This window comes from Niabella sp. ZPM-14 (assembly GCF_055693045.2).
On the sequence record NZ_CM181148.1, the window covers coordinates 2,885,923 to 2,901,443 of the forward strand.

A 15,521-nucleotide genomic window follows, 5' to 3' on the forward strand; every position below is an offset into this window, starting at 1 on the left:
GAAGAAGTGTATGTAAAAGTGTTAAGGATAGACGGCAGCGATAAAACTTTTGTCTGTTTCAGATAACCCGGTATTCCAACCTACCGAATAGTTGCCGGTGGTGAGCTCTTCGGGAACAGGATAGTGCATGATGGACTCTCTGTCATATGAACTATAATTCGTTTGCCGGGAGCTATATTTATCAAACAAATTTCTATTAACATCGCTTTTCGACCATCCATAATTATCTTCATAATATTGATACACGGCGGGTTTGTCCCAGGGAATATTTGCCAGCGGCTGTAAATGTTCGTGAATCATACCCAACGCATGACCGAATTCATGGATGGTGGTGCGGCTAAACTCTGCATCGCTTGTATTGTCATCGAACCAACCAAAGTTCATCGTTGGCGTTCCGCTTTGAATATAATTGGCATCGGTGCCGATGTAGGACCAGGAACCGCCAGGCGAAAAGCTTACTCTGATGTCTGCCTGGTCGTCATTGGTAACAAAATTGAATTGGATATTCGCATAGTTCTCCCACACGCTGGAAAAAGCGATTACCTTATTGCGCACGAACTCCGTGCTCCCATCCAGGCTGACCGTTAATGTAGATCCTGTACTCCATTGCTTAGAGGCAACGGTGGCGCCACGGGCCTTAGTACCTTCGGGATAGCGTTGAGTACAAAATTTTAAATGGGTCGCCCCTTCCGATGAAATAACGTTCTTGGGTTTGTCAGTCAAGACTGCAGGCTCGTCAATGCTGCTTTTATTGCAAGCCGTCATAGTTGCTGCTGTCAGTAGAATGAAACTGGCCATCGTTAGATTTTTCATAATTGATACGTTTTAGTTAAAAAAGGGATTTACAAGTAAGCAAGCGATCTACGCTTATCGATAGTACGGTCCGAGGATGTCAGATGTAAAGTACGGTACTGGTCTAAAGAAAGCGATGTTGCACACAAGTTAAGAAAAATTAATATGTTTTATAGCTTATTTGTGAAAACTTGATTACGGTAAAGTTTTTGCATCACCTAACAAAAAATATAATTCATGAGTAACAACATCAAGCTGGCGCAAACCGAGTTCGATATTTTAGAGGTAATTAAACAACGTTGGAGCCCACGCGCTTTCGACGAGCAACGTGCGATCAGTGAACAAGACATGCACGCCATCTTAGAAGCGGGTTCCTGGGCGGCAAGCTCCAACAAAGAACAGCCATGGAAATATGTGTATGCTATGAAGGGCACAACCGGCTTTGATCAGTTGTGGAACTGCCTTGCCGAAGGCAATCAGAGCTGGAACAAACGTGCGGCCGTGTTGATGGTAGCAATAGCCCGAACGAAGTTTGCCAGGAATGGCAAAGACAATCCGCATGCGGTACATGATTTAGGGATGTGCAATGCCCACATGTTCCTGCAGGCTGTTTCAATGGGTATCTATCCCCATCCAATGGCGGGATTTTCAGCAGATAAGGTGAGGGAATTATTACAGCTCGAAGATGAGGAGCGGCCTGTTTGTATGATCAGCTGGGGATACCCCGGAGACCCTTCCCTGCTGGATGAAAAGAACCGGCAAAGTGAAACAAAGCCACGTAGCCGGAAGCACTTTTCGGAATTTTCTAAAATGATGTAGCGATGGAGAGGCTGTTACTTCTTTCCAGGCCAACCGTTTGTTGGAAATGAAGTTGAGTGAGAGGAATGTCATTGGAGACTACTCTGAATATTTATACCCTACGCCTCTTACAGAATGAAAGAACTTGGGATTGCGGCTGTCTTTTTCAAAGTATTTTCTAAAGTTCAGGATGAAGTTATCAATGGTGCGGGTAGTAGGATAAACGTTATAACCCCAGACATATTGCAGGATCTTTTCGCGGGTCACTACTTCGTTCTTGTTTTCGATCAGCAGCTTTAACAACATCGCTTCTTTCTTGCTCAGCTGCACTTTGCCGGCATATTTGGTGTTTGCCTCCTGTGCTTTAAAGTCGATAATGTTGCCGCCAAAAGTGTAGGAATTACCCAGCGTGCTTTTGTCCTGCAGACGAAGATTTTTTTCGATCAGCTTATGAACCCTGATCAATAGCTCTTCCAGGTTAAAAGGTTTGGTGATGTAATCATCAGCGCCTTTCTTCAATCCCAACACCTTGTCGGCACTGGTGTTCTTGGCGCTCAGCATTAAGATCGGAACTTCGTTATTACTGATCCGGATGGTTTCTGCAACGGCGATACCGTCCACTTCAGGCAGCATTACATCGAGAATGATCAGGTCGAAGTACTCGTTCTTCACGGCTTTGATCGCCTCGGTGCCGTCATAGGCCGAGGTGATCTGGTATCCTTCCAGTTCAAGGTTTAACTTTAATGCTTCATGAAGATTTTCTTCATCTTCTACCAATAAAATATTTACAGGTCTTTCTTCCATTCTAATACAGGCTTCGTCAAAGTTTTATATATCAGAGATAAAACCTGACGGCAAAAATACTTCCCTTTGTATTGTTATTTGTCATTAAAATGTCTGCATTATGGTCTTTTGCGATCTTGCGGCACAGGTATAAACCGAGGCCTGTTCCCTTCTTTTTGCGGGTCGCTTCATTGCCGATGCGGTAAAATTTAGAATAGATCTTCTTCCGTTCTTCTTCCGGTATGCCGGGCCCTTCATCGATCACCTGCATCAGTACTTCGTCTTCGCTTTTATGCAGGGCCACACGCACGGCTTCGTTCTTTTCCGAATATTTAAGCGCGTTTTCGATCAGGTTGTTGATAAGGATCTCCAATAACAGCGGGTCTCCTTCAATGTCTATTCCTTTCTCAATGTCACTATCGATGGTCCTTTCAGGAAAGCGGTGTGAAAATTCATTGACGCGATAGTTCAGCAGATTGGACAGATCAATGTCTTCTTTGTTCAGCTTGTACCATTTCCCTTCCAGCTGGGACGATACGAGTATATTGTTAGTGAGAAAGTCTAATCGCTTGGCCTCTTCCAGCGAAGCCTGGATCAGCTTTTTCTGTTTTTGTTCATCCAGGTTCTTATGCTTCAGTAATGTTTCCAGGTTCAGTTTAGAAACGGCAATGGGTGTTTTAAGCTCATGGGTGACCGCCATCATAAAATTTTGTTGCTGCTCCTGCACCTGCTTTTGCTGCCGCATGGAACTGTATACAAAGGCTGCTCCCAGAATGATCAGACCGAGAAACACGATGCCTTCTCCGCCATACTTCAACGTGTCGCTGTGATAGCCTTCCTTTATCTGTTTCAGCTCTGCCTGGTACTTCACCGGGTCTTTTTCTTTGCTGACGGTAGTGTTCAAATGATTGAGCTGGTAGGCATACATTTCACTGCTCTGACGTTGCAGGGAGATGAACCACCATACCAACGCAGCGATAATATAAATGAGCAGCAGCCAAAACTTAACCGTGGTTCTTTTTAAACGCGCTTTGAGCTTTTGTTCCATGCTGAAAAATTAAGTGACGTGACTTTACCTGTCGAGGGCAATGCCGACATTTAAAATATCCCGGAGCGTTTTTTCTTTCATCTGATGTTGCAATACAAACCGGTACCGGCCCGGAGGCAGCCATACCGGCGGGTTGATCCGTACCCGGCTATAATAGAGGTCATCCATCGCGGTGCCGTTCCATTCGCCCCGGCGATCCGTTAAAGGCGCGCTGAACTGCATCGCTTTTACTGTTCGCCTTGCGCTATCCTGGATCAACAATTTGACTAACAGTTTATTAAACGGAAAACGCTGCGTGTGCCGCACCACAAAAAATAAAGAATGGGAAGCGCTGTCGGTTAATGTAAAGGGAATTACCGCGCGTTGGTTGCTTCGCCATTCATGCGCGGGCAGGTCCACCTGCTTTTCATACACCTCAATATGTTTGCAGGATATCGCGGTTGTGACAACCATACTTAAAAGTAGAAGTAGACGCACGTTTGCTTTTTGGTGCAAAAGTAAGTGAACTTACAGTGAGTTTTACAGCACGTTCAGGACCTGTTCTTTCGCCTTCTCCAGCTCATCCTTCATCATCACTACCAGCTTTTGTATAGCAGCGTCGTAAGCTTTGGAACCTGTTGTGTTGATCTCACGGCCCACTTCCTGCAGGATAAAAGAGAGCTTCTTGCCTTTGGAGTCGCCGTTTTCGTGAAGTATTTCTTTGAAATAGTTGCAGTGATTATCGAGCCGCACCATCTCTTCTGTAATATCGATCTTTTCGATGTAATAGATCAGCTCCTGTTCCAAACGATTGACATCATAATTTTCTTTGCCCACTTTTTCTTCCAGCAACTTCACCAGGCCTTCACGCATTTGCTCCTGGCGAACGAGGTCCAGCGGTTTGATCTCTTTCTGAAGGCGGACGATATTGTCAATGCGCTTCTCCAGCTCATCCCTCAATATTTTCCCCTCATCCTCACGGTGCTTATTCAGGTCGTGCATGGCTTCTCCGATCAATACTTTCAATTCTTCCCAATCGCTGTCTGAAAGCGACTCGCTGCTGGGCGTGATCACCTCGGGCAGCTTGATCAGTGCATTCAGAATATTGGAAGTATCGATACCCAGCTCGTTTGAAAGGCCTGCAAGAGAATGATAATAGGCTTTGGCAAGATCGGTGTTGATGACAACAGGCTTTGCATCGCCCGTGTCTTTAAGGCTGATGGTACAATCTACGCTACCGCGGTTTAATCCTTCCGCCAAAACTTTCCTGATGTCAAATTCAAAGGGTTTCACAATCACCGGTAATCTGAGAGACAGGTCAAACTGCTTGCCATTCAAAGATTTTATATCAATCAGAAAAGTCTTTTGGCCGATCACTTTCTCTGCTCTGCCAAAGCCGGTCATTGATTTAAGCATACTCGTGTTTTATGTAAAGATAATGTTTGCAAGCTGCTGTCCGGCATATTTTTAAAGGTCAGAAAATATCAATATTGAATCTTGGTGCAGAGGTTTATGCATCTGCCATCATTATGCAGCAAAGAAAAAAGCAACTTCCGGAAACAAAAAATCCCTTCGTTTGAAGAAGGGATATTTTATAAAGATGGGTTAGTAAGTACGGGAAATAAATTTCCCAACACAATATTAATTATTATTTTAACGATATAAAAATTATTTATTGAAAATTTTATTAACAAATACAAAAATGACCTGTGGATATCGATGTCGTTTTTAAAGGGGGTTGCCGCTACGATATAGAAAACGGATCTAAGTCGGGATGAACCCATTTATAACACGATCCGCTGAAACTACCATGAATAAAGAGTTTGCGGACATTGGCCATTAAAGAGGCCATGCGCCTGATCAAAACAGAACCGACAAAAAGGTACGGGCTTTTACAATGAAACGGGCTAATAAAAAAGAGGATCACTTCTTTGATTCTGCGAGCGATTTCCGGATCAAAAATTTCTTGTACGTTTGATAAAAAAGTTTTTATGAAGTTTGATCAACCAGTGCCTCTGACCGATATTGCTGCATTAATCAATGCTACCCTCATCGGCAATAAAGAGGCGAGTGCTACCGGCATCAATGAAATTCACGTAGTAGAAGAAGGAGACCTTGCATTTGTAGATCATCCCAAATATTATGACAAGTGCATTCATTCGGCGGCCAGCTTTATCATCATTAATAAAGAGACTGATTTTCCCGAAGGCAAAGCGCTGCTGATCGTGGATGAGCCTTTTGAGGCCTATGTAAAAATTGTGCAAACCTACCGGCCTTTCCAGCCTTCCATGGATATGGTATCGTCATCGGCAACAGTAGGAGAAGGCTCTGTTGTAATGCCCAATGCTTACCTGGGCAACAACGTTCGCGTAGGAAAAAACAGTATCATTTTCCCGAATGTAACGGTGATGGATCATTGCATTATCGGTGATAACGTCGTGATACAAAGTGGCACTATAATTGGCAGTGATGCTTTTTATTACAATAAGAAAAACGATCGCGCTATTCATTATAAAAAGATGGTGAGCTGTGGCCGCGTGGTCATTAAAGACTTTGTTGAAATTGGTGCAGGATGTACGATTGACAGGGGTGTTACAGGAGATACGATCATTGGCGAAGGAACCAAGATGGACAACCAGGTGCATATCGGTCATGACACGCATATCGGACGAAATTGTCTGCTGGCGGCACAGGTAGGCATAGCCGGGGCTGCCGTTATCGAAGACGAAGTGACGCTATGGGGCCAGGTGGGGATCAGTAAGACGCTGACCATCGGCCGTGGGGCCGTGATCAACGCTAAAAGCGGGGTGCCTTCTTCCTTAGCCGGTGGAAAGATCTACTTCGGGTATCCTGTAGGCGAAGCCAGGGAAAAACTAAAAGAAGTCGCATGGATCAAGCGGCTGCCCGAGATCTGGGAAAAAGTAAAAACCATTAAATAGTTTGTTATGAAATTCGGACAAGTAGCTGACCCTTCGGGTATTCATTTCAAATTGCCAAAGGACGCTGCGGCAACCAAAGACATCCTCGCGAAAGCCAAAGGAAAAAAAATTGAAGCGTATGTTGGTTGCGCAAAGTGGAACAAGTCGGACCTGAAAGGGTTTTATCCCAAAGGGACCAAAGATGAGCTGGAGTATTATTCGACGCAGTTCAACTCAATCGAGTTGAACGCCACTTTCTACCACATGCCCACGCCGGCCCAGGTGTCGAAGTGGGCGGAAAAAACACCGGCCTCTTTCAGGTTTTTTCCAAAGATCACCAACTCCATCAGTCATTATAAAAGATTAACGCCGGAAAGCTTACCGCTGGCCGAAACGTTTTGTAATGCCATTTCCAATTTTGAATCCAGGCTGGGAATGGCCTTCCTTCAGTTGCACGACAAATTCTCTCCCAACGAATTTGAAAAACTAACGCATTTCATTGAACACTTTCCAAAGGGCGTTCCCCTTGCTGTGGAAGTCAGGAACGAAGCGTGGTTTTCAGACCCTTTACAATGGGGTGCTTTTTGCAATCTGCTGGAGAAACATAAGATGGCCAATATCATTGTGGATACAGCCGGCCGCCGCGATATGGTGCACATGCGGCTCACCACACCCGTGGCCTTTATCCGGTTTGTCGGATGCAATGATGACGCGATAGATAAAAAGCGGCTCGATGACTGGCTGAAACGGATAGAGAAATGGCATGGAGAAGGATTGAAGCAACTCTATTTCTTCGTGCATCAGAACGTGGAGTTATCATCTCCCTTATTATCGGCGTATTTTACAGAGAAGCTGAATCGTGCTCTAAAGCTGGATGTAACAGTGCCGCAAACGCCGGGTGACGCAAGCGGACAACGAAAACTGTTTTAAATTTTAGTGTCTCTTGATACCTGCTCTTTAAAAGATCTGCTCTAATTCTTTCAGGTGACGGATTGTATAAGTTGGTGTAAAACCGGCAGCAGAACTATCATGGACCGCATTGATGTGATTGACAAACACCTGGTCCATGCCCGCTTTATATGCGCCCTTGATATCGGCTTCCATATCATCGCCCAGCATGATGCTTTCGCGTATGTCAGCTTTCGTTAGCTGTAATGCATAATCAAAGATCTCCTTGTTAGGCTTCAGGCTGTTACAGCCTTCCGACGTGATGACGCGGTCAAAGAAATGATTGATCTTACAATTGTTGATCTTGAGATGCTGTATTTCTTCAAATCCGTTGGTGATCAGGTGTAATTTATAGTTTTTATTGAGCAGGTATTCCAGGATCTCTGTAGTATGTGGAAAGAGCGTATTGCGTGTGGGCAACATTTCAAGAAAACGCACGCTCATATCTTCAGCCAGCTTATCATCAGCGATTTTAAAATCGAGCAAGGCGAGGCGCATTCTTTTCACGCGCAGTTCTGCCTGCCTGATAAAACCGTTGCGGTACCTGGCCCAGAGTTTCAGGTTGTGTGCTAGATAATTTCTGTAAAAAAGTTCAAAATCATTCACGCCCCGCGCTTCCAGGTTCAGTTGAGTGTACAGATCCAGCAAAGTAATGCGCGCATTGGCGTCGAAATCCCAGAGCGTATGATCGAGGTCGAAGAATAAATGTTTATACTTCATGATGTGGTAAAAATAAAGGACAAATTTTAAAGCAAGGTTAAATGAATCGAGAACATTTTTTCACTTTCACTTTGTGTTGCCTGTGTCTTCTTTGCGGGTTCTGCGGTAAAGCATCATAAAACTAAAAATGTTATGCACCCGGTTAAAACCTCAAGAACAAGGTGATCAATCGAAAAGGTAACAAGCCCCTGTCTTTTCCGGTTGTCAGGTAGCATCATCGTTTATATAAAAATGTCAGTGGCCTGAGGTACTTATTGCCTGACCCAAACATATATCCGAACTTCGTGCGGTATGTTTATTGCTGATAAAGAAAAGATAATAATATGAACGAGGTAATCATTACAGGGGCTTCAAGAGGTATCGGCTATGCCATTGCCGAAGTTTATGCCAGGAACGGATATGATCTTCTGATCACGTCGCGGAGCGATATAAAGCTTTATAAAGCAATGGAAACGTTGCAGACAAAATACGGCAACATCTCCGTCAGGGCGAAGGCATTTGATCTTTCTGATAAAGAAAGCGCACGGCAGTTTGGAGCATGGTGTCTGTCGCAGGGCGATCCGGAAATCCTGGTGAATAATGCCGGTCTCTTTGAACCGGGCAGTATCGGAACGGAAGCGGACGGCGCGCTGGAACGGCAGATCGCGACGAACCTCTTCAGTGCATATCATGTGACGCGGGCTTTATTGCCTCATCTGCAGCAACGCGGAGCGGGGCATATCTTCAATATCTGTTCTATCGCTTCTCTCCAGGCCTATCCAAACGGCGGCTCTTATAGCATCAGCAAGTACGCGCTGCACGGCTTTAGCGCCAACCTGCGCCACGAACTGAAGCCTTACGGAATCAAAGTAACTTCTGTTTTTCCCGGTGCTGTCCTGACCGACTCCTGGGACGGGTTCGACAATAGTGAAAAAAGGATCATGGAAGCGGATGATGTGGCTGAGATGGTCTTCGCCACGTCCCGGTTGTCAATGGCGGCCTGCGTTGAAGATATTGTTTTAAGGCCCCAACTGGGTGACCTGTAGTTTCCTGTTTCAGATAAAAAAAGATGCAATGAAATGTTTTCTGTTCCTCTTTTTCACATTCGCCTGCTTCGGTCTGCATGCCCAGGATGGAGGGGAAGTATCGCTGGAAGACCGGCTCAAAAGCAACATATTTTTAAAAGTGACGGCCAGCAGCACCGATTGTTTCGTGGGCGAACCCATCGTGGTTACGTACAAACTGTACAGTGCCATGGCTTCCGAGTCCCATATTGAGAGGCAACCTTCTTTCAGAGGCTTTGATGTAAAAGACCTGAAATCCGGATCTGATGGCATTGCATCTAGAGAAACGATTGATGGTATCCGGTTCGATGTTCATACCATTTTGAAATTGCAGCTGACGCCTTACCAGGAGGGAACGCTTTCATTAGGCCCGCTGGTCATGCGCAACCGCGTGCGGTTGATCGACGGCAATGGACGAAAAGATCCTGTTCTTTCCGGCGTTACCGACGGGTATTCACTAGACAATGGCTACTTCAACCTCACCATCAGCTCTGTGCCTATACCGGTGATTGTCACTGCGCTACCGGAGAAGAACCGTCCATCAGCTTCAAAGTTTGAAGGGATCGTGGGCGATTTTAAAATGGATGTGCGGTTATCCGACAAGATACTGTCACCAGGCCAACCCGCAACGCTGACTATTACCCTGACGGGAAAAGGAGACTTTGATAAGGTTCAACAGCCCGAAGTACAGTGGCCCGAAGCGGCGGAGGTCTTTGATGCCAAGGTCGATGCCGATAAAAAGCCGTCGGCAGACGGAAGCGGTTACAAATCGTTCGAGATTCCTTTCACGATCAATGAGGCGGGTACCTACACCATTCCTTCTATCCGGTTTTCCTTTTTCGATGCGGTGCATTATCAATATAAAACGATTACTAATATTCCACTGGAATTCAGTGTAGTCAATGAGCAGGGTGGCACCGCTGCATCTCAAACGGAAGAAGAAGCTGCTGACAATTGGATCATAGCGGTGGTTGCGGGTGTAGTGGCGGTATTGTTACTGGTCTTCTGGATCGCCCGGAAGAACCGGAAAAAAATCATTAAAGCAGCCCCTGGGGCTACACGCAGGCAGGTGTCCGCGCCACCGCCTGTTGCGCCTGCGCGCCCTGATGATTTTCTGCAGCCGGCTGCAGCGGCAATCGATCAACCGGGCAATTCATTTAGCGTGCAACTGAAGCAATCCGTGATCGGCTTTCTCGAACAAAAATTAGGGTTGTCAAAAGGTTCTTTCAATCAAAATCATCTATCGAAGTACCTGTCCGATCGCGGCGTGATGGCTGAGAAGCAAAAGTCACTTCAGGCTTTGTTCAGTGAAATAGATACGGGGATTTATAGTGGCGGTATTGCGCGGGAAGACAGGGTCGCTCTGTTGCAGAAAACGAGATCGGTGTTGGAAGGGTTGTAGAAGAGGACCATGGACCATAGACAATGGACAATAAGCCAGAAGCAATGCAATGCGTTTAGGGAGCCACAACCTCGGGATATTCTTTTTTGAGGCGGGCATCAAGCACGAATGTGCCGAAAGGCAACAATGATGCGATAAACGCGCCCAGGGCTTTCCAAAAGCTCCATTTGAAGCCGATCCAAACCTTTAAGAGGTAGAGACAAAACAGAACGAACAATACGCCATGTGCCCAGCCTACATACTTCACACCCTCGGGAATATCCGCAAAGTATTTGAGCGGCATAGCGATCAGTAACAACAAAAGGTAGGAAATACCTTCCAGGAAGGCAATACGCATAAATATTCTGAGATCCTTAACCGGCCGCTTCATGCTGCAATTATTTTATCAACACAACACATAAAGCGGTAAAAGGTTGACGATTGCTTTTTATTTCTTAGGAGCACCTGAATCATACAAAATCCATCACGTTATAATTTCCCTGCAATATCTTTCCGTCGTCCGCGTTGAGCCAGTTCCGTAACACGGTAGCATAAACATCTTTAAAATCTATCTTGTATTTGAGGTCGCCTTCGTTCAGATCGGAAAGATCGGGTAAAGCATTCAGCAGGCCTTTTTGCTTAAGTCCGCCGCTGATCAAAAACATGTTATTTGCCGTTCCGTGATCGGTGCCATTGCTGGCATTCTGCGCAACACGGCGCCCGAATTCGGAAAAGGTGAACAACAAAACATCATTCAGGCGCCCGTTCTTTTTAAGATCATCTGTAAAGGCTTTTATGGCATCGTTCATTTGCGTAAACAGCCTGTTCTGCTGGGCTTCCTGGCCCACATGGGTGTCGAAGCTACCCAGAGAAATATAATACACTTTGGTATTGATTTCAGAATAGATCAGGGAAGCAATGGTCTTAAACCCGTTTCCCAGCTCCGTACTCGGATAGGTGGCTCCGGTGGGGTGAAGCCGGCTTTGCCTGAAAATATAATCTGCCGAAGAAAGGGTTTGCGCCATGGTCTTGTAGAGATAAGCCACCGGCTCTTCTTCATGGTGATCCGCATGGTGGTTCTTTACCACATCTTTAAAAAACTGTTCATTCGAAGTGCCATATAAACGCCGCGGATCTTTGACCGCTATAGCATTGGTGTGTGCGCCTTTTAAAGCCAGGCTTAGCACGTCGTCTACTTCAAGTGCCTGCGTGGGCTTATCACATCCTCCCGATGCGCCGTTGGGCAGGGGCGGACATTGCGCATCGAGATAACGTCCGATCCAGCCGGTGTTCCAGTAATCCTTGCTGGAGCTGGCTGAATGCCAGATGTCCATGCTCCGGAAGTGAGAGCGGTCAGGATTGGGGTAACCTACATTGTTCAGAATGGCCATGTGGCCTTCATCATACAGTTCTTTCAAAGCGGTAAGCGCCGGGTGCAGGCTGACCTCGTCGGTCAGGCGTGCCGCCTGGTTCATTTTGATGCCCAGGCTTGGGCGGAGTTGATAATAGATATCATTCCTCACGGGGATCACCGTGTTCAATCCGTCGTTGCCACCACTGAGTTGCAAAACCACTACCACTTTATTGCCCGGCGGTACCAGGGCTTTCGATTCAAATGCTTTTAAAAATTGAGGCATCATCATGGATGCCGTCGCCAGCGAACCAATCTGCAGGAATTCTTTTCTTTTTATGAGCATAACGGCCATTTGAGTTTTTAGAATCTATATATGTTCTGCTTCAGTGCATCAACATAGCTGGTATTCGGGCGTACTCATCAGTTGTACGGTAGCTGATTTGATATAAGTTTCGCGCGATGAGCTGTCGATGCTTTTGTCAATAGCCGACTGGATCTTTGCGGCATCAAGCTGGAAGAGATGGCGCCTGATCGTGGGCAACAGGTCAGGCTTTTTGATATGTTCATACCGGCTGATGTATTGCGGCCAATCCATACGGGCATCTACTGAACCGTATCTTTTTTTTTGTTGGGCGCCCTTTGCGGGAACGTTCGCACTGCCATCCGCTTCGCGGCCCATCATCACATCGTCGTCCTGTTTCGGGGCAATATTCAATTCGTCCTTATCATTAAACATTTGCGGGATGCGCAGGCGCATCATCAACGTGCTGCTGTCGATCCAGGCTCTGCCGCCTGCCCAGCCTGCAACATTAGGCGGATACAATAATTGCTGACCTAGTATTTTCTGCATATTCAGCAATGCATAGTCATTGTCCAGTTGCATAGGAACCATGCGCTGGATGCCCACCAACAGCTCCACCGGAGATTTGATCCTTGTGCCGATATGCCGGGCATTATAAAACCAATCGCTGGTGAAAATGGTTTTCATCAGTGCGGCTATATCATATTGACTGTCATAAAATTGATCAGCCAAAGTATTGATGATCGCTTCATCGCGTTGCTCATTGACAAAGAAGGTATATATCTTGCCCGCAATGAATCGGGCCGTTTGCTTCTGCTCTAAAATGATATTCAACACATCATCTCCATTAAAGCGCCCGGTTTTACCCAACACCGTTTTGCTGCCATCATCGTGATAATTTTCCCGGAATACAAATTCTCCCCTGGTTGTCGCAGTCCATCCCGTAAAAGCCCGCGCCGCTTCTTTGATATCCTGCTCTGTGTAATGTCCGCGGCCCATCGTGAAGAGCTCCATTACTTCCCGTGCAAAATTTTCGTTCGGTCGGCCTTTGCGGTTTTGCTGGTTGTTCAAAAAATAAAGCATCGAAGCCGAGCGCGAAACTTCTTTCAACAGCGTACCGAAGTTGTCCATGCCATGCTTTCTGAACACATGCAATAGAAGCTGATTGTAGAAAAGGTTGTTGTTCCTGCTTGCAAAATGTCCATGCCAGAAGAAGGCCATCTTTTCGCGGAGCTGGGCCGGGGTGGTCACCATTTCTTTGAGCCAATAAAGGTTGAGATTCCTTACAGCCGCCTGTTGCATCCGGTTGATTTCCCGGCGCTTCATTTCGTCAAAGTTTTTTCTTTTGCCGGCATCCTGGAGTTGATCATAGAGATCGATCAGTGTGTCGTCTGCAACATTGATATACTGCGGTGTCTTTTCAGAAGCCTTTACCAACGCGTTGAAGTATTCCGCAGGCGTAAACTGTTCCAATTCATTCAGCTGTTCCACCGCAGGTCCAAAGCCCGCCCGCCACAGCAGATGCTGGTTTTTCAATTGATTTGATAGCTGCATGCCAACTGTTTCCGGATATGACCTAAGGCCGGGTGAAAGGTTTAAGCATGTGCGGGCAGTTAACAAGATGTTATATTAACGTAATATCGGGTAAGCTAAATCGTATGAAATCCGATCTTTTGAATAATGGGGGCGCGGCGGTGTTTATTGTAAATCCAGTTACCCCGTTAAGAAAAAAAAGAAGCTGTCCCCAGGCGTGTAGCGTGTGAGACAGCTTCTTTGGGATACCCGGATCAGCCAGGTTTAAGATTTTGCGTTCGCTTTTACATAAGCCATCAGGTCCAGTGTTTCCTGTTCTGTCAGTTTTGCCTTTTTCGCCATATTTTGCATCAGTATCTCCTGTTCTGCAAAAGTGTGCTTAGGTACATGCCCCGATTCGTCGTTGTGACATTTGGTACACTTGCCTGAGCTGATGATCTGTGCGCCAGCTTCTGCAGAACCGGTTGCCGCGGTAGCTACAGGCGTTGCAGGGGGTGGCGGAGGCGGCGTTTTGGGAACCTTGGGCGAACAGGCCACGATGACGCCTGTCAGCATAGTTAAAGCGACGATAGTTTTCTTCATTGCTCAAATTTATTTAGTGATAGCATCCTTTCCGAAATATGAATGTAGCACTTTTGGTAATTTTATTTCCCGCTCTGTCTGATTATTCTCTAAAATGCAGGCCACAATTCTCGGAAGCGCCAGCGAGCTTCCGTTTAAAGAGTGAAGGAATTGCGTCTTCCCGGTTTCATCTTTAAAACGGATCTTCATCCGGTGAGTCTGGTAGCTCTCAAAGTTGGAAGTAGAGCTCACTTCCAGCCAGCGTTCCTGGGCAGCACTATATACTTCAAAGTCGTAAGTCAGCGCAGAAGTGAACGACATATCCCCGCCGCACAATCTTAATATGCGATAAGGCAATTCCAGGGAACTTAATAGCTGCTCCACATGAGCCACCATTTCATCCAACGCTTCATAGCTTTTGGCGGGATGTACCAGCTGTACGATCTCCACTTTTTCAAACTGGTGTACCCGGTTCAACCCGCGTACATCTTTACCGAAGCTTCCCGCTTCCCTTCTGAAGCACGGAGAATAAGCCGTCATTTTGATCGGAAGTTGTTCGGCTTTAATGATCTCATCACGATAGATATTGGTAACAGGCACTTCTGAAGTGGGAATCATATAAAACCCGTCAGCCTGCATGTGATACATCTGTCCCTCTTTATCAGGCAACTGGCCGGTGCCATAGGCAGAGGCTTCATTGACCATAAACGGCGGGAGGTATTCTGTATAACCCGCATTGGTGTTATAGTCCAGGAAATATTGAACCAATGCCCGTTGCAGTTTGGCGCCCGCGCCTTTGTATAAAGGAAAGCCGCTGCCTGTTATTTTAGCCCCGGTTTCAAAATCAACAATGTCATACTCCCTGATCAGGTCCCAATGCGGTTTTGCGCCCGCATGGAGCGCCGGTTTGGCGCCCTGTTCGCGCACCACTTCATTGTCTTCCGCGCTATTGCCGGCAGGTACCAGGAAAGAGGGCAGGTTGGGTAATTGCACCAACGCCTGTTGCAATTCCGTTTCTGTCGCTGCCAGTTGCTCGCTGATCGGCTGTAGCTGGCTTTTCAATGCCGCTACTTCTTTCTTTTTTGCATCTGCTGCTTCTTTGTCACCCTTTGCCATAAGGCTGCCTATTTCCTTCGACGCACTGTTTACCGATGCCTGGGTGGTATCAAATTCAAGCTGCAGCTTTTTACGCTGATCATCCAGCGCGATTACCGAATCCACGAGTTCGGTGTTTTTAAAATTCTTTACTGCCAGGCGGTCTTTCACTTCCTGCACATTTTGCCTTATCACATTTACTTGTAACATTATGAATCAGTTTTGTGCAAAAATATAATCAATTGATGGAGTGAACCTGTTTTTTTT

Annotated in this window: 16 protein-coding genes; 5 read left to right on the forward strand and 11 right to left on the reverse strand. The window is 46.3% G+C overall.

Translation table 11 applies throughout. From position 1 onward, the window contains the following. Positions 1-21: 21 nt before the first annotated feature. On the reverse strand, positions 22-813 hold the full coding sequence (locus tag ACU37H_RS12180; RefSeq protein ID WP_472704071.1) for a M12 family metallopeptidase: 792 nt from the start codon (positions 811-813) through the stop codon (positions 22-24). Between the two features lie 216 nt (positions 814-1,029). On the opposite strand from ACU37H_RS12180, the gene ACU37H_RS12185 reads away from it, so the two are divergent. After that, entirely contained in the window at positions 1,030-1,611 is a 582-nt protein-coding gene (locus ACU37H_RS12185; RefSeq protein ID WP_472704069.1) for a nitroreductase family protein, read from the forward strand. A 78-nt stretch (positions 1,612-1,689) separates the two neighbouring features. On the opposite strand, the gene ACU37H_RS12190 is transcribed toward ACU37H_RS12185, so the two are convergent. The 4 genes from ACU37H_RS12190 to ACU37H_RS12205 form a co-directional block, all read right to left on the reverse strand. Further along, positions 1,690-2,394, reverse strand: a complete 705-nt coding sequence (locus ACU37H_RS12190; protein WP_472704068.1) for a response regulator transcription factor — start codon at positions 2,392-2,394, stop codon at positions 1,690-1,692. 31 nt (positions 2,395-2,425) lie between these two features. Next, positions 2,426-3,421: a sensor histidine kinase gene (locus tag ACU37H_RS12195; protein WP_472704066.1), complete on the reverse strand. Its 996-nt coding sequence runs from the start codon at positions 3,419-3,421 to the stop codon at positions 2,426-2,428. A 24-nt stretch (positions 3,422-3,445) separates the two neighbouring features. Continuing rightward, complete coding sequence (locus ACU37H_RS12200; protein WP_494407548.1) at positions 3,446-3,874, reverse strand: gliding motility lipoprotein GldH; 429 nt, start codon at positions 3,872-3,874, stop codon at positions 3,446-3,448. A gap of 66 nt (positions 3,875-3,940) precedes the next feature. Continuing rightward, positions 3,941-4,816: a YicC/YloC family endoribonuclease gene (locus ACU37H_RS12205; protein WP_472704062.1), complete on the reverse strand. Its 876-nt coding sequence runs from the start codon at positions 4,814-4,816 to the stop codon at positions 3,941-3,943. Positions 4,817-5,391: 575 nt separating this feature from the next. Between ACU37H_RS12205 and ACU37H_RS12210 the strand changes: the two genes are divergently transcribed. Then, positions 5,392-6,339: a UDP-3-O-(3-hydroxymyristoyl)glucosamine N-acyltransferase gene (locus ACU37H_RS12210; RefSeq protein ID WP_472704060.1), complete on the forward strand. Its 948-nt coding sequence runs from the start codon at positions 5,392-5,394 to the stop codon at positions 6,337-6,339. Between the two features lie 6 nt (positions 6,340-6,345). Next, on the forward strand, positions 6,346-7,248 hold the full coding sequence (locus ACU37H_RS12215) for a DUF72 domain-containing protein (protein ID WP_472704058.1): 903 nt from the start codon (positions 6,346-6,348) through the stop codon (positions 7,246-7,248). A 27-nt stretch (positions 7,249-7,275) separates the two neighbouring features. On the opposite strand, the gene ACU37H_RS12220 is transcribed toward ACU37H_RS12215, so the two are convergent. Then, the gene (locus tag ACU37H_RS12220; protein WP_472704056.1) at positions 7,276-7,986 is read right to left on the reverse strand and encodes a YjjG family noncanonical pyrimidine nucleotidase; all 711 of its coding nucleotides are present in this window, start codon (positions 7,984-7,986) and stop codon (positions 7,276-7,278) included. Positions 7,987-8,309: 323 nt separating this feature from the next. Here ACU37H_RS12220 and ACU37H_RS12225 point away from each other — a divergent pair, with 323 nt between their 5' ends. Together ACU37H_RS12225 and ACU37H_RS12230 are read left to right on the forward strand one after the other, a co-directional pair. Beyond that, positions 8,310-9,011: an SDR family oxidoreductase gene (locus ACU37H_RS12225; protein ID WP_472704054.1), complete on the forward strand. Its 702-nt coding sequence runs from the start codon at positions 8,310-8,312 to the stop codon at positions 9,009-9,011. A gap of 28 nt (positions 9,012-9,039) precedes the next feature. Next, positions 9,040-10,431, forward strand: a complete 1,392-nt coding sequence (locus ACU37H_RS12230) for a BatD family protein (protein WP_472704052.1) — start codon at positions 9,040-9,042, stop codon at positions 10,429-10,431. 55 nt (positions 10,432-10,486) lie between these two features. On the opposite strand, the gene ACU37H_RS12235 is transcribed toward ACU37H_RS12230, so the two are convergent. The 5 genes from ACU37H_RS12235 to serS form a co-directional block, all read right to left on the reverse strand. Further along, positions 10,487-10,801, reverse strand: coding sequence for a DUF3817 domain-containing protein (locus ACU37H_RS12235; protein ID WP_472704050.1), 315 nt, complete (start codon positions 10,799-10,801; stop codon positions 10,487-10,489). Between the two features lie 79 nt (positions 10,802-10,880). Then, positions 10,881-12,107 (reverse strand): DUF1501 domain-containing protein, encoded by a 1,227-nt coding sequence (locus ACU37H_RS12240; protein WP_472704048.1) that lies wholly within the window; start codon positions 12,105-12,107, stop codon positions 10,881-10,883. A gap of 48 nt (positions 12,108-12,155) precedes the next feature. Continuing rightward, positions 12,156-13,619 (reverse strand): DUF1800 domain-containing protein, encoded by a 1,464-nt coding sequence (locus ACU37H_RS12245; RefSeq protein ID WP_472704046.1) that lies wholly within the window; start codon positions 13,617-13,619, stop codon positions 12,156-12,158. 243 nt (positions 13,620-13,862) lie between these two features. Beyond that, positions 13,863-14,180 carry a hypothetical protein gene (locus tag ACU37H_RS12250; RefSeq protein WP_472704044.1) on the reverse strand — a complete coding sequence of 106 codons (318 nt, stop codon included), beginning with the start codon at positions 14,178-14,180 and terminating at the stop codon, positions 13,863-13,865. A 9-nt stretch (positions 14,181-14,189) separates the two neighbouring features. Next, positions 14,190-15,464 (reverse strand): serine--tRNA ligase, encoded by a 1,275-nt coding sequence (gene serS / locus ACU37H_RS12255; protein ID WP_472704042.1) that lies wholly within the window; start codon positions 15,462-15,464, stop codon positions 14,190-14,192. Positions 15,465-15,521: the final 57 nt, after the last annotated feature.